The organism is Sulfitobacter sediminivivens (assembly GCF_042611115.2).
GTDB lineage: Bacteria > Pseudomonadota > Alphaproteobacteria > Rhodobacterales > Rhodobacteraceae > Sulfitobacter > Sulfitobacter sediminivivens.
Genome location: NZ_JBHGAR020000001.1, coordinates 402184 through 418172, shown reverse-complemented (window position 1 = coordinate 418172; position 15989 = coordinate 402184). Strand labels below are relative to the sequence as shown.

Below are 15989 nucleotides of genomic sequence, written 5' to 3'. Positions count from 1 at the left end.
GATACCATGGCCACGCAGCATCCAATCATCGCCCCTGCCGATCTTGCGCGTTTTTCACGTGTTTTGCCGTTTTGGCTATCGCTCGGCCTGATCCCGTTGACGTGGTTTTGTGCGCTGCAAGGGGGATGGACCATTGCCCTTTTGCCGCTGATGACCTGGATGCTATTTTCGCTGCTCGATCAAATCGTCGGGCTGAACCTTGAGAATGCTGATCTTGAAGCGACGGACGAAGACCTTTTTTGGTACCGGCTTGTCACGCTGATCTGGGTACCGTTGCAATTTATCACGTTGTTTGGCTTGCTTTGGTATGCGCCGCGCGCCGACCATCTGGGCATGGCAGAGCGGGTATTTCTATTCTTCGGCGTGGGCGTGATCACCGGCACCATAGGTATCAATTACAGTCACGAATTGATGCATCAAAAGAACAGGCTAGAGCGATTCTTGGGCGACGCACTGTTGGCCATGGTGCTTTATTCGCATTTTCGATCCGAGCACCTGTTGGTCCACCACCGCTATGTGGCAACCCCACGCGATACTGTGACGGCCCATTACAACGAAGGTTTTTATCGCTTCTATCCGCGTGTCCTCAAGCAATCATTGAAGTCGGCGTTCCGGGCCGAAGCGCAGATGTTGGCGCGCAAGGACCTGCCCTGGACAAATTTGAAAAACCCGTTTTTCAAATACTGGGCGCTGCAGGGCGGGTTTTTGCTGTTGGCGCTTATTCTGGGCGGATGGTCTGGATTGGTATTGTTTTTGGTCCAGGCAGGTGTCGCGATCTGGCAGTTGGAGTTGGTGAATTATATTGAACATTATGGTTTGACCAGGAAACATCTGGGGGACGGCAAGTACGAACACGTCCAGCCCCGGCATTCCTGGAACGCCGCCCAAAAGGCATCAAACTGGCTCTTGATCAATCTGCAACGTCATTCCGACCATCACTTTAAACCAGATCGCCGTTTCCCCGTGCTGCAGACTTATGGTGCCGATCAGGCACCACAATTGCCGTTTGGGTATCCGATCATGACGATCGCAGCGATGTTTCCACCATTCTGGCGGCGGATCATGAACCCGCGGGTGCGTAAATGGCGCGACATGTACTATCCCGAAATCACCAACTGGCAGGCTTACAACAAAGGGACGACTCCGATGCCACGCTAGATCCTGCGAACAATATCTTAATCTTTCTCTGCCACAAAAATAGGGTCCATGGTGAGAAGGGGACGTGATGAAACATCCGGCATCAGCAAGAACCGCTGCGCAGCAGAGAACATGTCTGATCGTTGAAGACAGTGATTTTGACCGCGAAAAGATGACCCGTGTACTGAACAGAACCATGGGAAAGATACATGTAGAAGTTGCCACCACCCTTCGCTCGGCGCGGCTTGCCCTGTCGAACGCTGAGGTGTCCTTGATCTTGCTGGACAATAATTTGCCGGACGGCCTGGGCGCGAATTTCGCGCTCGAACTGTCCCTTAATGCGCGCCTTTCTGGAATTCCGGTTATTCTGGTCAGCGATTGGCCTTCTCCTTTCATGTGGGAAAAAGCCGCTTCAGCAGGTGTTCTATACGTGCTGAACAAGGGCGAATTTGATGCCCGATACGTTCATGCGGCACTCAAGATGGGATCAACACGGCGAAACAAATTGAACTTGGCACATTGAGGTGAAAAAAGCCCCGCCAAAAAGGCGAGGCCAAGGTGAGTGCCATTCATTGCGAGCCTTCGTTTGGAAGGCCGCAGGCACCGGCGGTGTTCAGTTTTCGGTAAGTCAGTTGGCCATTTCAGCCCTGATCTGTTGACGAAGGATGTCGATCGGCACCCGTTTGCCATCTTTTTTATAGCACCAATATGTCCAGCCATTACAGCTGGGTGCCTTTTCATAAGCCGCGCCAACCTGGTGAATGGATCCTTTGATGTCACTGCCAATCAATGTCCCATCCGCACGAACCTTGGCTTTATAGCGCCCGTTCATTGAAAACAGCTCTTCTCCAGGTCTCAACATGCCGCGTTCAACCAGTTGACCAAAGGGTACGCGAGGTTCGGCGCGCTTTGATGTGGTTGTCTGCAACGCCTCTTTGTCAAACTTCCGCACCTTGCTGATGCGTTTTGTTGCGACCTTGCGATATGCTTCTTCCCGCTCAATACCGATGAAATCGCGTCCCAGCATTTTGGCGACGGCCCCTGTCGTGCCCGTCCCAAAGAACGGGTCAAGGATCACATCGCCGGGGTTGGTCGAGCCGACCAAGACGCGATGCAAAAGGCTTTCTGGTTTCTGGGTTGGATGAGCCTTGTCCCCTGCGTCATCTTTCAACCGCTCGTGGCCGGTACAGATCGGCAAAACCCAATCGCTGCGCATCTGGATGCCTTCGTTCAGCGCCTTAAGGGCTTCGTAGTTGAACGTGTACTTGGCATTCTCATCTTTGCCAGCCCAGATCATTGTCTCATGGGCGTTGGTAAAGCGTTTGCCGCGGAAATTCGGCATCGGGTTCGACTTGCGCCAGACAACATCATTCAGGATCCAATAGCCTTGGTCCTGCAATGCGGCTCCAACACGGAAAATGTTGTGATAGCTTCCAATGACCCAGATTGCCCCGTTGGGTTTCAACAAACGGCGCGCTGCCTTCAGCCAGGCCTTGGTGAATTTGTCGTAGACTGCAAAACTGGCAAACTGATCCCAGTCGTCGTCCACAGCATCCACTTTGGAGTTGTCAGGACGGTGCAAATCACCCCGCAATTGAAGGTTATATGGCGGATCCGCAAAGATCAGATCAATGCTCTCCGCAGGCAACGCATTCATTGCTTCAATGCAGTCACCCGCAAGGATGGTGTTCAACGGAAGCGCACCAGCGCCCTTTGTCATTGTCTTCATATATCTGCCTCTGTCCCCGGCACATTTTGTGCTCGTTGGTTGAGGGACAGGATGATTCAAAGGGGATTCGCGGTCAATTTCTTTTTTGAATCAATCGCTTAAGTTTTTATCTTGATACAACATCTTGTGGACGGGTTTAAACAAACGTCTATGGTGTGGGGTCACACCCAAATTCTGCAGCGCTTCCATGTGTCTTTTTGACCCATATCCCATGTTAGTTTCCCAACCATACCCCGGATGCTGTTGCGCCAAGGACAACATGACACAATCCCGACATATTTTGGCCATAATTGAGGCCGCCGAAATGGACTGTGATCGCGCGTCCCCCTTGATGATCGTCTCGGCAGGAACTGTCAGCCCATTTGGCACCATGTTGCCGTCGATCAGCACATAATCCGCTGACTGCCGCAGCCCCTCCAACGCCCGTATCATGGCAAGGTGACTGGCCCTCAAAATATTCAGTTCCTCGATTTCCTCGACCGATGCGTGGGCGATGCTGACGTCAGCGACCTCCATTATCTCATTATAAAGACGCGCGCGGGTTTTCTTGGTCAGCTTTTTGGAATCGTTCAGGCCCTGCGGTATACATGCTGGGTCCAACACCACAGCTGCGGCGGTCACCGGGCCGGCCAACGGCCCACGACCCACTTCATCAACGCCAGCGACACGCACATAACCGCGTGCATGGGCGCGGCGTTCAAATTCAAAATCTGGTTTCATAGATATCTCAAAACGCAAGACAGCCCAAACCGCAAGGCTTGGGCTGTCTGCATTGTCTGTTACTCGTTAAAAAATATGGAAGGGAAAGGTGCCCGAACAACTTTCCCTTCCGGTCCGGGCAACAGGGACGTGTTGCCCGGATCGGCGACGGGATTACCCGCGCGCCAATCGGTATCCCGCGTCGCGCAAGCACCGGGCCTGATACCCTGTACGTTTCCCGTTGTAGGTTTTCACCCGTACTTTGCAGTGCTGTGGCAAACGGTTTGCGTGGCGGAAATTATTCTGAAGACAGCGGTTGCCGAACATCCGGACCGGGCCGCTGCGGGTATCAAAACTACGAAAGCATTGGCTTGGCAGCAATTTGTCGTTGCGGACGTGTCTGGGCAGAGGACGGGGCTGGATGTGCTGGTTGTAACGGCGCTGCTGCACCTGCGGCTGGTTGTAACGGTGCGGCGCTGTATAAACCGGCGAGGCGTGACGGCGCGTTACTACGCGTTCCTTTTTCTTATTGTTGTCGTGAATGATCTTTCCGACAACAGCGATGCCCAATATCGCGGCCAATGCCCGGGCAACATCTCTGTCATCTGCATATGCCGGGTTCGAACCAAGTGCAGTAATGGCGATCGACGCGGCTGCAACAGTAGCAATGAATTTGCGGTACATGGTTTGATCCTTTCAAAGTGTGGCACCTGACATCGTGAAGGGCGCTTTGTGGTCGTCATGGGATCAATCTGTGTTTTGGTGCTCAGACAGGCAATAACACTGCCATGTTATCCAATAGCAGCCACGCCAAGTGCTTTTGGATATTGAATAACCAGCGGCAAAAGCGCAAAACACCGCCTATGAAAAACATTATGCTTTCCCTTTTGACGGCACTTGTTGTTGGCTTGGCGCTGCCGGCCACAGCAGCCAATTGCTATGCCGATTATAAGGCAAAGCAGGACAATCCGTTGCGTCTGCATTACGGTGTTGCGCAATTGATGGGTGCCTGCGATGCAGCTTCTGCACAGACCGAATTGGCGGAACGCCTTGCCAAGCAGGGTTGGAAATTGCTGAATATCGTTTCGGTGTTCGGCGACGAAGGCTTGGCACAAAGGAGAGACAGTGCAGGACCAAACTACCTCCGCTTCTAAGATGCGCCGCGTTGGTGGCCGGTTTGTGGGTGGTGGCATCGCTGCCATTGTCGCCGTTCTTCTGATCGGTATCGTGGTCTTGTTCTGGGCCTTGCCGGACGCCAATGTCTTTAACGCTCAGGTAGAACGTATTTTCATTGAAAATGACGACCTGAATACTGGTGCAGAGATCAAATTACTGGAAATTCTCGCACAGTCCGGCACGGCGTTTTCAGACACCCTCGCCAGCTACCGCGTTGTGATTGTGGTACTTTTATTGTTCGCTACGGCCATGCTGATTGCCGCCATGGTGTTCTTGGTCTTGCTGATCGGCTTCAACCGCCGCATGGCACAGATTGAACGCGCCGGCATTCAGGTAAACTCCCTGCTGATCAGTCGCGAAGAAAACACTGTTTACCTCAATAACCTTGGTTTCAAATTGACCGCCGCCGCCATGGAAACCATGTCGGTGCTGGCTGAGGCACGGATGGATGATGAAGTTATGTCCGGGTCCGAAATCGAAGGCGTCATTTCCGGACGAAACGCATCTGATTGTGACGAAGCAGCCGGGGCTACGCGTATCAAGCGCCTGCGCGATACGCTTGGAAACCAAATAGTTGCAGAACTGCTCGTCAAGAATATAGCACGGCGTGGCTACATGTTGGCCATCGACAAGGACGTGATCAAAGTCATCTGATTTACGCGGATGATGCTTCATTGTTCTTCAAATACTCTCATCCCAGATCACAAACAGGTGCCAACTTGCCCATTTGTGCCCTTGAACAGAAGTTGGTTCAGCGCATCACCGTCAATCTGGCTCTTTTTGCAAGCGCGGTTCACAGCCCCCTTGCGGCTGCGACGGTTCCACACCGTTCGACGCGCAAAGCGATGGCACCCCTCTGGTCAATTCACAATATCCATGTCTAGGGTGCGCCGACAATCAGACCGAGGATCACGCAGATGCCCGCACCAATCAATCCCTTCAAGATAGCACTGCGCGCGGGCAAAACTGTTTTTGGATGCTGGCTCGGTCTTGCCGATACCTTTAGTGCTGAATTGATGGGGACCGCTGGTTTCGACTGGCTGGTCATTGATGGCGAACATGCACCAAATGACCTGCGTACCATTCTGGCTCAGCTGCAAGTCCTTGAAGCCAGCCCAAGTCACGCAATTGTCCGTGTGCCCAAAGGCGAGACTTACCTGATAAAACAGGTTTTGGATGCCGGTGCGCAAACCGTTCTGGTGCCGATGGTCGACTGCGCCGCTCAGGCGCGCCAGCTGGTGCGTGATGTTACCTTTCCGCCGCATGGGGATCGTGGCGTTGGCTATGCGCTGACCCGCGCTTCTGCCTTTGCCCAGATCGCCGATTACGGCACCACGGCAGATGAACAGGTGTGCCTGCTGGTTCAGGTCGAAAGCCTGAAAGGGCTCGCCGCTTTGGACGCGATCTTGGCGATTGACGGGATTGACGGTGTGTTTATCGGCCCTGCCGATCTGGCCGCTGATATGGGGCATATGGGCAATTCATTACATCCGGATGTGCAGAACAAGATTATGGATGCGCTGCGCCGCATCTCCGCTGCTGGCAAGGCAGCGGGCATCCTATCGACCGACGATGAAATGACACAAAATGCTTTGAAGGCAGGCGCAAGGTTTGTTGCCGTTGGCGCGGACAGTCTGCTGCTCGGCCAAGCGGCGCGACGTCTTGCTGAAAAATGGGTGGGGTCCAACACATGAACGCAGGTATCTTCCTTCTGGGGCTGGCTTATGTCCTTAGCCAGTTCTTTCGTGTCTTCCTTGCAGTGCTCGCCCCCGTTCTTGAACGCGATGTCGGGGCAACGCCGGATGACTTGGCGTTTGCCTCTGGCATGTGGTTTTTGGCATTTGCTGCGATGCAGATTCCAGTTGGTTGGGCGCTTGATACCGTCGGCCCGCGGCGCACCGCAGGGTGGCTCTTGCTGGCGGGCGGCTGTGGTGGTGCGGCAGTCTTTGCGCTGGCAACATCCCCCGCGCACATCGACATCGCAATGGCGTTGATTGGTGTGGGTTGTTCTCCGGTTCTGATGGCCTCGTATTACATCTTTGCGCGCGATCATCCACCTGCACAATTCGCCGTCTTGGCATCGCTTATGGTGGGGCTGGGCAGCGTCGGAAACCTGGTCGCCTCCTATCCGATGGCGCTTGCCGCCGAAACGATTGGCTGGCGCGCTTCCTTATGGGCATTGGGCGGTGTTTCGGCATGTGTGGCGCTTGGGACGCTTGTTCTGGTCAAGGACCCCATCAGAATCATCGGCGAGACCAAGGGATCGTTGGCTGAGTTGTTTCGCCTGCGGGCGTTGTGGTTCATTTTTCCTCTGATCGGTGTCAGCTATGCGATTTCCATTGCAGTGCGCGGCCTTTGGATTGGCCCCTACCTTGCGGATGTATTTGGCGCAGATACCGCCACGATCGGGCGTGCGACACTCATCATGGGACTTGCGATGATTGCAGGGACATTGGCTTATGGACCACTGGATAAGGCACTGCGGTCACGCAAATGGATGATTGCAGGCGGCTCTTTCGCTGCTCTGATCGCAGCAGTGGTTCTGATCATCACCCCCTCCCAATCGGCCGGACTGTCCATTACGATGATGTGCGCGATTGGCTTTTTCGGGGCAACCTATCCGGTGATCATGGCCCATGGTCGCAGCTTTCTGCCGCCACATCTGATCGGCCGAGGTGTGACCATGCTCAATCTCTTCAGCATCGGGGGCGTCGGCCTTTTACAGTTCCTGTCAGGGAACGTGTTCAGCAGCGCAGTTCCCGCCGCGACCGCGTCAGCCCCCTTTGTTGCGGTGTTCATGCTGTTTGCCATCTCTCTGGCTGTTGGTTTGGTAATTTATCTTTTCAGCAGTGACAGCCCCAACTAACACGTCCCCAGCCCTTTCCCTTGGTGCGCAAGCGCGCTAAAGGGCAGCGACCATCACACATCAATTTTGGAGAAATCAGATGGGTTATCGCATCGCTATCGTTGGTGCCACTGGCAATGTGGGGCGCGAAATGCTGAATATTCTGGCTGAACGCCAGTTCCCCGTGGACGAGATCGTGGCCTTGGCCAGCCGAAAATCCATGGGTTCCGAGGTTAGCTTTGGCGATAAGACACTCAAAACAAAGGATCTTGATACATTTGATTTCAAAGGCTGGGACATTGCATTGTTCGCAGTCGGCTCTGAGGCGACCAAGAAATACGCGCCTTCCGCGGCCAAAGCTGGTTGCGTTGTAATCGACAACTCGTCGCTTTATCGCTACGACCCCGATGTACCGCTGATTGTGCCGGAAGTGAATCCGGAGGCGGTGCATGGGTATTCAAAGAAAAATATCATCGCCAACCCCAACTGTTCAACCGCGCAGATGGTTGTTGCTCTTAAGCCCCTGCATGATCGTGCAACGATCAAGCGTGTGGTGGTCAGCACCTATCAATCGGTATCCGGTGCAGGCAAGGAGGGGATTGACGAGCTTTGGGATCAAACCAAGTCGATCTATAATCCGGTCGACAACAAGCCACCAAGAAAATTCACCAAGCAGATCGCTTTCAATGTGATCCCGCACATCGACGTGTTCTTGGAAGACGGATCCACCAAGGAAGAGTGGAAGATGGTGGCAGAGACAAAGAAGATCGTGGATAAATCGATCAAGGTTACTGCAACCTGCGTGCGTGTGCCGGTCTTCGTAGGCCATTCGGAAGCGATCAACATTGAGTTTGAGGACCATCTGGACGAGGAAGAGGCCCGCGAGATCCTGCGCACGGCACCCGGTGTCATGGTAATCGACAAGCGTGAAGATGGTGGCTATGTCACGCCAGTTGAATGCGTCGGAGATTTCGCCACATTCATCAGTCGCATTCGCCAAGACAGCACCATCGACAACGGCCTGAACCTGTGGTGTGTCAGCGACAATCTTCGCAAGGGTGCCGCGCTGAATGCCGTTCAGATTGCCGAACTGCTGGGACGCGAAGTGCTGAAAAAGGGGTAAACCTGACACCGGTTATCTGAGCGTGCCGCTTTTGATCCCAACGATCGGAAGCGGCATTTTTTTGTTTTTTTTCAAAACCCGTCCGCGCCGCCTCCGAGAATCGCTTAACGATTCGTTAATCTGCGTACGTCATGCAAAAACGATTGTTTCCAAACCAATATAAATCTTGGCATCGACATGTTATAAATTGGCTAACTCGGCGACAATCCCGTGTCAAAATTGTGATTCAACAAATTCTAGACACAAGAATGAACGATTCCCGCCAGATTTCAATTCAATCATGAGTAGGTATTCGGTAGTTGGTTTGGTGAGTGAGTTCGGGCAAGTCCTCCCATTAATCAATTGGAGGACAAGCGTCATCCAGCCCGTACACCTTTCACCCCCAGCAGCTAGCGGATGGAGATTTTTCGGCGTCAGATGGCATTCTTGCGAATGCCTCAGCGCGGAGGAAAATACGTAGCCATGGGGATGGTTGCACTTAAAAACAAGGCGAATTCGCCTGCTGCTAGGAAGGAAAAACTGTGAACAACGTCATCTCTTTCAAAAAGTGTACCAATAATCGCAAGCGTGCAGTTATTCAGAAATTATCCGACAATGTCGTGTCTCTTATGGAATGGAAGACAACGCCACGGGCCCTTCGAACCCCGAACGGAGTTTTCTTCATCACATCCGTCTTGGCGCAGCGCGGAAACCTCGCCTGATTCCTCCCTCTCTCACAATCAAAATTCTTTAGGAGAACCCAATGAACACTTCACTCTATGAAACAGCCCGCCAGAACCGTACCGCAGCTCTTGAAACCCTTCGCCTTAAAAAGCAGGTGAGCCAAAGCGAAGGCCAAGTTCTTTGCCTTCGGTCCATGCGCGAAAAGATGGCCACCAAGCCGGTCTTTAGGTCTGTCAGAGTGTACCGCTTTGAAGAGCGCCGCGCAGCATAGTCAGCTGGGGATCATGATCATGTATCGCGGTCCCGCCGAAATAGAAAAGGCTTGGCCCCCTGTTTTGCCAAGTCGGAATGGGATGGGCAATGGCAGCGGCCCTTCCCATTCCCAAAGTCCGTCGGCCCGCTTTGGATCAGGACGGATCATACTCGCAAATCCGTCCTAATTCGTTGCCCTGCCGACAGAGAATGCGCCAACCTGATGGTCAGCCGACCCATTCAGCCTGATTTCAGACAGATTGAAACATCTTTGTCTCGGGGCTGTAATATTCCAACCCACCCTCGCCAATATCGGTCCACAGGCCATGCAGGCTCAGATCGCCGGCCTGCACCAGTTCGTCGATCCAAGGGAACGTCATCAGGTTTTCGAGGGATATCATCACCGCGTGCTTTTCAAGTTGCCGCAGCTGGTCATTGGCATCTTTGATGTCTGCAACGGCCTCGTACTTTGGCCGCAGAATATCCATCCAACGACCGACAAAGCTGTCCTTTGCCTCAAGCTCGGGCGCTTTGCCTTGGCACATGTCAATGCACCCCTGCACCCCACCGCAATTGGAATGCCCAAGGACAATCAGATGGGCCACTTTGAGGACCCGCACGGCATATTCAACGGCGGCAGACGTGCCGTGGTGATCGCCATCGGGCTGATAGGGCGGCACAAGGTTGGCAATGTTGCGGTGGATAAAAAATTCGCCCTGATCCGCGCCGAAAATCGACGTCACATGAACGCGGCTGTCACAGCAAGAGATCACCATCGCACGGGGCCGCTGACCCTCGGCGGCCAATCTGCGATACCATGATTGATTGTCGGCGTATCCGGTTGCCTTCCACCCATGATAGCGCTGCAGCAAGTACGCTGGCAGTGGCTTTGCCTTGTTCATTTCGGCCCCGTCCCTTCACTCTATTGCCCATGCGATATCGCAAATTCTGCGACAATTCGAGGGAAAATGCATTTGTGCTTCAATCATTTGAATACTTGTTCCGGCCATAGTGCAAATCTGCCGTGGGGGCTGATTATGGGGTGAGAGACAATGCAGGTACTGCAAATTAGACCATTGGAACAAGTGAGCCTCGATCAGGAACGTCTGGGCGCGCTTTACTCGCAATTGGGAGAAGCAAGCGCCGAGGACATCGTTTGCCGCGCACTTGAGGAACTTGCACTCAGGATGTCACAGTGTGACCGGCTATACCGCGAACAAAACTGGTCAGATTTACGCAAAAATACACGGTCTTTGATCGCAATCGCAGATCAAATCGGCATGCAAAAGCTGGCTCAGGTTGCGGGGGACGTCACGCGATGCATTGACGCTGGCGATACCAACGGCCTTGCCGCCACGCTGTCGCGGTTGCTGCGGATTGGCGAAAAATCCCTGACCACCATTTGGGATACGCAAGACTTGAAAATCTGACGGCTTGCGAGCATCTCAGGAAAGGCTAGGCTATGCAAATAACCCCGCCAGCCTGAAAGGCCGAACATGCCTGCAACCTTTGCACCTTCCTCTGATGCCGCAATTCCATTGCAAGTGATTGCCGAAGACGCTTTGGAAGAGTGGTTGGGTGACCAACCGGCGACCATCAAATCCTGGGCGAATGCACATGGTTTCACGGGCGGTTTGGGTCAGGCTTTGACCGTCAGCGATCGTGCCGGAATGCCAGCACTTGCGCTTGCAGGATACGGAACCGAGGCATCGCGCCGGCGCGGCCGGTTTGCGCTTGCGGCGGCAGCGATAAAACTGCCTGAGGGCGACTATCGCATCATTGGTGGTTTGCCCGAAGACCAAATGGCGAACGAGGCCTTGGGCTGGCTTTTGTCCGGTTACCGGTTTGACCGCTACCGCAAACAAACTGGACTGGTCGCAGGTCTGGTTGCCCCTGAGGATATTGACGCGGCTCTGATTGAGGCTTTGGTCGCGGGTGAGATCCTGACCCGTGATCTAATTAACACGCCAGCTTCCGACATGGGCCCACCAGACCTTGAACAAGCCGCACGCGATTTGGCGGATCGACAAGGTGCCTCAGTTCATGTGACTATGGGCGACGACCTGTTGGCCCAGAATTTCCCAATGATTCACACTGTGGGCCGCGCTGCCGACCGCGCACCTCGGTTGATCGACATGCGTTGGGGCAAAGCGGGGCCAAAGCTGACGCTGGTTGGCAAGGGCGTTTGTTTTGATACCGGGGGGCTGAACCTGAAACCCAACGCGTCGATGGGGTTGATGAAAAAGGACATGGGCGGTGCAGCGGCAGTTCTCGGGCTGGCGCACATGATCATGGCCACAGGCCTGAAACTGCAATTGCGGGTTCTGATCCCAGCGGTCGAAAATGCAGTAGCCGGCAATGCATTTCGTCCACAAGATATCCTGACGTCGCGCAAGGGCCTGAGTGTTGAGATTAACAACACCGATGCAGAAGGGCGGTTGGTGTTGGCGGATGCGCTGGCGTTTGCAGACGAGGAAAAGCCAGATCAGATCATTTCGATGGCGACGCTGACCGGAGCTGCACGCGTGGCTGTCGGGCCCGATCTTGTCCCTTACTTCAGCGACGATCCGGGATTTGTTCGGTTACTTGAGGATGCGGCCACGCAGCATGCAGACCCTGTTTGGCGGCTGCCCTTTCATGCCCCATATGAGACAATGATCGAACCCGGTATCGCGGATTTGGACAACGCGCCCAAGGGCGGTTTTGCGGGGTGTATCACCGCCGCATTGTTCCTGCGCCGATTTGTTACGGACAGCCCCTATGCCCATTTTGATATGTTCGGTTGGCAACCCAGCGACGCACCTGCCCGGCCAAAAGGGGGCGTGGGTCAGGCAACGCGGGCGCTTTATGCGGCGCTCGGTCCGCTGTTAAAATTATGAGCGACCAGCGCACCACACCTGATCCTGCGCAAATCACGCAACGCGATCCAGCGCAGATTGTGGTCGCGGTGTCCGATCTTTGCGGCATTCCCGATGGGCCACGCGACCGGCAGTTGATTTTCGGTGACAGCGTCGTGGTGCTCAACACTCGTGATGGGTGGTGCTACGTGCAGGCGGCCAAAGACGGCTATTGTGGCCACATAAGATCATCCACTTTGGGTGCTTTGCTGCGGCCAAGCCACAAAGTGACTGCACCCGCCACCCACATTTATGAACGGCCAGATTTCAAATCACCCAACCTTTTGGACCTAAGTTTCGGCAGCCAGTTGCAGGTCACGGGCAAGACAGAAAAGTTTGCACAGATCGACGCTGGTTTTGTGCCATTACCCCATTTAGCTGAGATTGATGCCTATGGCACAGACCCCGCCACCGTCGCAGCGCTCTTTCTGGGAACGCCCTATCTTTGGGGCGGCAACAGCAGAAGGGGAATTGATTGTTCCGGGCTCGTCCAAGCGGCCCTTTTGGCCTGCGCCATCCCCTGTCCCGGTGATAGCGATCAACAACAAGAGATCGGAGCCGCCGCGACAGGCCCTTATCAGCGGAACGATCTGATATTTTGGAAAGGGCACGTGGCGCTGGTCGTCGATGCGGATACGCTCATCCATGCAAATGCGTACACAATGTCCGTCACCTATGAACCGATCACTACCGCCATCAAAAGGATCAGCGAACAAGGGGACGGTCCCGTTACGGCGCATCGTCGGTTATGACTTGCCAAGACACCGTTCAAAGGGACCCAAAATACCCCTGCGCAATTGTCGCCGCCATCGCGACATTTGGCCAGAACGTTATTCGACTGCCCGGATCAATTTACGTTCCAACACACGCAAAACAGATTTCAGGTCATGCCCCCGCCGCATGACCAGACCACCGGTGCCGACAACCGCATACATCCCTTGTTTTGCCTTCAATTTGGGCCGTTTTTCGATCCGATACAGCGGGATTTCGGCTGTCCGCCTGAAAACGGAGAAAACGGCAACCTCACGCAAACAAGATATGCCATAGTCACGCCATTCGCCCGCCGCGACCATGCGCCCATAAAGCGATAAGATGACTGAAAGCTCAGTACGGTGAAACGCAATCTGCTCTGGTGGGCGTTCAATCGGGCCATTCAGTGGCGGGATATGTAGTGTCATGATTTGACAGTTGCGCCGTTCCATCCGCAAATCAAGACTTAGAGTAAATCATAAATATTGAATGTGTTACACAATACTGTAAGTATCCATGAAGCTGAAACACAAAGGCCCCCGTATGACCCCTGAAACACGTGCCAAAAAATGCGCTGATGTCATGTTTGCGAATGATGCGGCGTCGATGGGTCTGGGCATGAGCATCAAAACGATCAATCCCGGCCAAGCGGTGCTGAGAATGCAGGTCAGGCCGGACATGTTGAACGGCCATGGCATCTGCCACGGTGGGTTTATCTTTACGCTTGCTGACAGCGCATTTGCTTTTGCCTGCAACACCTACAATCAGGTGACGGTCGCGCAGCAGAACCAGATAACCTATCTGACGCCGGGGAAATTGGGGGAAATGCTGACCGCAACAGCGGCGGAGGTTTCTAAATCTGGCCGCTCCGGCACTTATGATGTCACGGTCACGGGCGAAGATGGCCGCACGGTCGCGCTTTTTCGGGGCCTGTCGCGCAGTGTAAAGGGCCAGCATTTTCCAGAAGAGGGCTGATAAATATGAAAGACCTGACACCCCACAAGAACACCCTTGATCCAATTGAAATCGCCAGCCGCGACGAAATTTCTGCGCTGCAACTTGAACGCATGAAATGGTCGCTGCGGCATGCCTATGACAATGTGCCGTTCTACAAATCCAGCTTTGATGCGGCAGGTGTGCATCCTGATGATCTGCACGATCTGTCCGATCTGGCCAAGTTTCCTTTTACCGTGAAAACAGACCTGCGGGACAATTATCCTTTTGGGATGTTTGCCGTGCCGCGCGAACAGGTTGCACGCATTCATGCGTCCTCGGGCACCACAGGTCAGCCAACTGTTGTAGGATATACGGCGGATGATCTTACAAATTGGGCAAGCGTCGTTGCCCGGTCTTTGCGCGCGGCGGGCATGCGTCCGGGCAACATGCTGCACAACGCCTATGGGTACGGGCTGTTTACCGGTGGCCTGGGCATTCATTTGGGCGCGGATGCGCTGGGGCTGACGACCTATCCGATCTCGGGCGGCATGACGCCGCGCCAAGTCCGTCTGATCGACGATTTCAAGCCAAAGGGCATCACCGTCACGCCTTCTTACGCCCTGTCTATCTTGGATGAATTCGCGGCCCAGGGCATTGATCCACGCGCTTCATCGCTTGAGGTTGGGATATTCGGTGCAGAACCCTGGACCAACGCGATGCGGCTGGAAATTGAGCAGGCATTCGATATGCATGCGGTTGATATCTATGGGTTAAGCGAGGTGATGGGACCCGGTGTGTCAATGGAATGTGTAGAAACAAAAGACGGCCTGCACATTTGGGAAGACCACTTTTTTCCAGAGATCATCCACCCCGAAACCGGAGAACCGGTGGCAGATGGTCAAATGGGTGAGTTGGTTTTTACATCCTTGACCAAACAGGCGTTCCCGGTCATCCGTTATCGCACCCGTGATCTGACGCGTCTATTGGCTGGAACCGCTCGGTCCATGCGCCGAATGGAAAAGGTGACCGGGCGCAGTGATGACATGATCATCTTGCGTGGCGTCAACGTGTTCCCCACCCAGATTGAAGAGGCGTTGATGGCAACAGATGGGCTTGCGCCACACTTTCAGATCGAACTAAGCCGTCCCGGCCGCATGGATCAGATGCGGGTCTTTTGCGAATGCGCCGATGCATCGGTTTCGGTGGACATGCGCGATGCCGCCGCCAAGACATTGTCAGCACGTATCAAGCAATCGGTCGGGATCAGTGTGAAGGTCGAGGTTTCCGATGTGGGTGGCGTTGAGCGATCCGAGGGCAAAGCCGTCCGGATCCTGGACAGACGCCCCAAGACCTAGCCACAATCAATGGCGACAATGACATCTGTCTCGTCCAGTTTGATGTTGACCCGATTTGCAACGTAGTCCGATGTAACGGGCTGTCCGATGCGGTATTCGCGTTTGGGGTCTGGCACGGCCAGTGCTGTCACCGCCTCTTGACCAATGATCCCCTCATAGGCGGCCGCGTTACAGGTATCAGGCCCGGCTGACCCGCTTTTGCTTGCCGTGTTGTTGGTCGCAACGCCCCCACATCCCGCCAATATCAGCAGGCTGAAAAACAAACATCGCATGAGCCGTCCTCTTCGATTTGGTGTCGCCTTTCGTTAGTAGCATGCATTCCGCTACTTACACTCATCCATAGTGGTCTTTGGATTCAGAGGGTTTTTTGGAGTGAGCGGTGAGAAGCACACCTTCTCAGATGACCGGGATATTGCCTAGCGCGTTG

At 54.3% G+C, this 15989-nt stretch carries 19 protein-coding genes; 13 read left to right on the top strand and 6 right to left on the bottom strand.

Annotated elements, in window-relative coordinates; translation table 11 throughout:
• Nucleotides 1-6 precede the first annotated feature (6 nt).
• Both ACEWL3_RS01980 and ACEWL3_RS01975 read left to right on the top strand, forming a co-directional pair.
• Nucleotides 7-1158, top strand: coding sequence for an alkane 1-monooxygenase (locus tag ACEWL3_RS01980; RefSeq protein WP_386177355.1), 1152 nt, complete (start codon nucleotides 7-9; stop codon nucleotides 1156-1158).
• 67 nt (nucleotides 1159-1225) lie between these two features.
• Nucleotides 1226-1660, top strand: coding sequence for a response regulator (locus ACEWL3_RS01975; RefSeq protein ID WP_386177354.1), 435 nt, complete (start codon nucleotides 1226-1228; stop codon nucleotides 1658-1660).
• 105 nt (nucleotides 1661-1765) lie between these two features.
• Here the strand turns inward: ACEWL3_RS01975 and ACEWL3_RS01970 are convergent, their stop codons facing one another.
• The 3 genes from ACEWL3_RS01970 to ACEWL3_RS01960 form a co-directional block, all read right to left on the bottom strand.
• Nucleotides 1766-2866: a site-specific DNA-methyltransferase gene (locus ACEWL3_RS01970; RefSeq protein WP_386177353.1), complete on the bottom strand. Its 1101-nt coding sequence runs from the start codon at nucleotides 2864-2866 to the stop codon at nucleotides 1766-1768.
• A gap of 90 nt (nucleotides 2867-2956) precedes the next feature.
• Entirely contained in the window at nucleotides 2957-3586 is a 630-nt protein-coding gene (rnhB, locus tag ACEWL3_RS01965) for a ribonuclease HII (protein ID WP_386177352.1), read from the bottom strand.
• Between the two features lie 153 nt (nucleotides 3587-3739).
• On the bottom strand, nucleotides 3740-4249 hold the full coding sequence (locus ACEWL3_RS01960) for a hypothetical protein (RefSeq protein WP_386177351.1): 510 nt from the start codon (nucleotides 4247-4249) through the stop codon (nucleotides 3740-3742).
• Nucleotides 4250-4428: 179 nt separating this feature from the next.
• Here ACEWL3_RS01960 and ACEWL3_RS01955 point away from each other — a divergent pair, with 179 nt between their 5' ends.
• From ACEWL3_RS01955 to ACEWL3_RS01930, 6 genes are all read left to right on the top strand, one after another.
• Nucleotides 4429-4719 carry a hypothetical protein gene (locus ACEWL3_RS01955; protein ID WP_386177350.1) on the top strand — a complete coding sequence of 97 codons (291 nt, stop codon included), beginning with the start codon at nucleotides 4429-4431 and terminating at the stop codon, nucleotides 4717-4719.
• A 1-nt stretch (nucleotide 4720) separates the two neighbouring features.
• Entirely contained in the window at nucleotides 4721-5395 is a 675-nt protein-coding gene (locus ACEWL3_RS01950; protein WP_386177898.1) for a winged helix-turn-helix domain-containing protein, read from the top strand.
• A gap of 263 nt (nucleotides 5396-5658) precedes the next feature.
• Complete coding sequence (locus ACEWL3_RS01945) at nucleotides 5659-6435, top strand: aldolase/citrate lyase family protein (protein ID WP_386177349.1); 777 nt, start codon at nucleotides 5659-5661, stop codon at nucleotides 6433-6435.
• On the top strand, nucleotides 6432-7607 hold the full coding sequence (locus ACEWL3_RS01940) for an MFS transporter (protein ID WP_386177348.1): 1176 nt from the start codon (nucleotides 6432-6434) through the stop codon (nucleotides 7605-7607). Before ACEWL3_RS01945 ends, ACEWL3_RS01940 begins: the two co-directional genes overlap by 4 nt.
• Before the next feature lie 79 nt (nucleotides 7608-7686).
• On the top strand, nucleotides 7687-8709 hold the full coding sequence (locus tag ACEWL3_RS01935) for an aspartate-semialdehyde dehydrogenase (RefSeq protein ID WP_386177347.1): 1023 nt from the start codon (nucleotides 7687-7689) through the stop codon (nucleotides 8707-8709).
• 742 nt (nucleotides 8710-9451) lie between these two features.
• Nucleotides 9452-9643, top strand: a complete 192-nt coding sequence (locus ACEWL3_RS01930) for a hypothetical protein (RefSeq protein WP_386177346.1) — start codon at nucleotides 9452-9454, stop codon at nucleotides 9641-9643.
• Between the two features lie 232 nt (nucleotides 9644-9875).
• On the opposite strand, the gene ACEWL3_RS01925 is transcribed toward ACEWL3_RS01930, so the two are convergent.
• Entirely contained in the window at nucleotides 9876-10526 is a 651-nt protein-coding gene (locus ACEWL3_RS01925; protein WP_386177345.1) for a carbonic anhydrase, read from the bottom strand.
• A 150-nt stretch (nucleotides 10527-10676) separates the two neighbouring features.
• Between ACEWL3_RS01925 and ACEWL3_RS01920 the strand changes: the two genes are divergently transcribed.
• The 3 genes from ACEWL3_RS01920 (at nucleotide 10677) to ACEWL3_RS01910 (ending at nucleotide 13273) form a co-directional block, all read left to right on the top strand.
• Nucleotides 10677-11054, top strand: a complete 378-nt coding sequence (locus ACEWL3_RS01920; protein ID WP_386177344.1) for a hypothetical protein — start codon at nucleotides 10677-10679, stop codon at nucleotides 11052-11054.
• Between the two features lie 66 nt (nucleotides 11055-11120).
• Nucleotides 11121-12503 carry a leucyl aminopeptidase family protein gene (locus ACEWL3_RS01915; RefSeq protein ID WP_386177343.1) on the top strand — a complete coding sequence of 461 codons (1383 nt, stop codon included), beginning with the start codon at nucleotides 11121-11123 and terminating at the stop codon, nucleotides 12501-12503.
• Complete coding sequence (locus tag ACEWL3_RS01910; RefSeq protein WP_386177342.1) at nucleotides 12500-13273, top strand: C40 family peptidase; 774 nt, start codon at nucleotides 12500-12502, stop codon at nucleotides 13271-13273. The genes ACEWL3_RS01915 and ACEWL3_RS01910 overlap by 4 nt, the downstream gene beginning before the upstream one ends.
• A gap of 78 nt (nucleotides 13274-13351) precedes the next feature.
• On the opposite strand, the gene ACEWL3_RS01905 is transcribed toward ACEWL3_RS01910, so the two are convergent.
• Complete coding sequence (locus tag ACEWL3_RS01905) at nucleotides 13352-13699, bottom strand: DUF2794 domain-containing protein (protein WP_386177341.1); 348 nt, start codon at nucleotides 13697-13699, stop codon at nucleotides 13352-13354.
• 115 nt (nucleotides 13700-13814) lie between these two features.
• Here ACEWL3_RS01905 and paaI point away from each other — a divergent pair, with 115 nt between their 5' ends.
• Together paaI and paaK are read left to right on the top strand one after the other, a co-directional pair.
• Nucleotides 13815-14246, top strand: a complete 432-nt coding sequence (gene paaI, locus ACEWL3_RS01900; protein WP_386177340.1) for a hydroxyphenylacetyl-CoA thioesterase PaaI — start codon at nucleotides 13815-13817, stop codon at nucleotides 14244-14246.
• Nucleotides 14247-14251: 5 nt separating this feature from the next.
• Nucleotides 14252-15562 (top strand): phenylacetate--CoA ligase PaaK, encoded by a 1311-nt coding sequence (gene paaK, locus ACEWL3_RS01895; RefSeq protein WP_386177339.1) that lies wholly within the window; start codon nucleotides 14252-14254, stop codon nucleotides 15560-15562.
• Here paaK and ACEWL3_RS01890 read toward each other — a convergent pair.
• A complete protein-coding gene (locus ACEWL3_RS01890) occupies nucleotides 15559-15834 on the bottom strand; it encodes an I78 family peptidase inhibitor (RefSeq protein ID WP_386177338.1) in 276 nt (91 codons plus the stop codon). The two genes, paaK and ACEWL3_RS01890, sit on opposite strands and share 4 nt — an antisense overlap.
• Nucleotides 15835-15989: the final 155 nt, after the last annotated feature.

Bases quoted from the DNA above. Each gene is read 5' to 3' on its own strand.
- ACEWL3_RS01980 (WP_386177355.1), top strand. From the start codon at position 7: ATGGCCACGCAGCATCCAATCATCGCCCCTGCCGATCTTGCGCGTTTT.
- ACEWL3_RS01975 (WP_386177354.1), top strand. From the start codon at position 1,226: ATGAAACATCCGGCATCAGCAAGAACCGCTGCGCAGCAGAGAACATGT.
- ACEWL3_RS01970 (WP_386177353.1), bottom strand. From the start codon at position 2,866: ATGAAGACAATGACAAAGGGCGCTGGTGCGCTTCCGTTGAACACCATC.
- rnhB (WP_386177352.1), bottom strand. From the start codon at position 3,586: ATGAAACCAGATTTTGAATTTGAACGCCGCGCCCATGCACGCGGTTAT.
- ACEWL3_RS01960 (WP_386177351.1), bottom strand. From the start codon at position 4,249: ATGTACCGCAAATTCATTGCTACTGTTGCAGCCGCGTCGATCGCCATT.
- ACEWL3_RS01955 (WP_386177350.1), top strand. From the start codon at position 4,429: ATGAAAAACATTATGCTTTCCCTTTTGACGGCACTTGTTGTTGGCTTG.
- ACEWL3_RS01950 (WP_386177898.1), top strand. From the start codon at position 4,721: ATGCGCCGCGTTGGTGGCCGGTTTGTGGGTGGTGGCATCGCTGCCATT.
- ACEWL3_RS01945 (WP_386177349.1), top strand. From the start codon at position 5,659: ATGCCCGCACCAATCAATCCCTTCAAGATAGCACTGCGCGCGGGCAAA.
- ACEWL3_RS01940 (WP_386177348.1), top strand. From the start codon at position 6,432: ATGAACGCAGGTATCTTCCTTCTGGGGCTGGCTTATGTCCTTAGCCAG.
- ACEWL3_RS01935 (WP_386177347.1), top strand. From the start codon at position 7,687: ATGGGTTATCGCATCGCTATCGTTGGTGCCACTGGCAATGTGGGGCGC.
- ACEWL3_RS01930 (WP_386177346.1), top strand. From the start codon at position 9,452: ATGAACACTTCACTCTATGAAACAGCCCGCCAGAACCGTACCGCAGCT.
- ACEWL3_RS01925 (WP_386177345.1), bottom strand. From the start codon at position 10,526: ATGAACAAGGCAAAGCCACTGCCAGCGTACTTGCTGCAGCGCTATCAT.
- ACEWL3_RS01920 (WP_386177344.1), top strand. From the start codon at position 10,677: ATGCAGGTACTGCAAATTAGACCATTGGAACAAGTGAGCCTCGATCAG.
- ACEWL3_RS01915 (WP_386177343.1), top strand. From the start codon at position 11,121: ATGCCTGCAACCTTTGCACCTTCCTCTGATGCCGCAATTCCATTGCAA.
- ACEWL3_RS01910 (WP_386177342.1), top strand. From the start codon at position 12,500: ATGAGCGACCAGCGCACCACACCTGATCCTGCGCAAATCACGCAACGC.
- ACEWL3_RS01905 (WP_386177341.1), bottom strand. From the start codon at position 13,699: ATGACACTACATATCCCGCCACTGAATGGCCCGATTGAACGCCCACCA.
- paaI (WP_386177340.1), top strand. From the start codon at position 13,815: ATGACCCCTGAAACACGTGCCAAAAAATGCGCTGATGTCATGTTTGCG.
- paaK (WP_386177339.1), top strand. From the start codon at position 14,252: ATGAAAGACCTGACACCCCACAAGAACACCCTTGATCCAATTGAAATC.
- ACEWL3_RS01890 (WP_386177338.1), bottom strand. From the start codon at position 15,834: ATGCGATGTTTGTTTTTCAGCCTGCTGATATTGGCGGGATGTGGGGGC.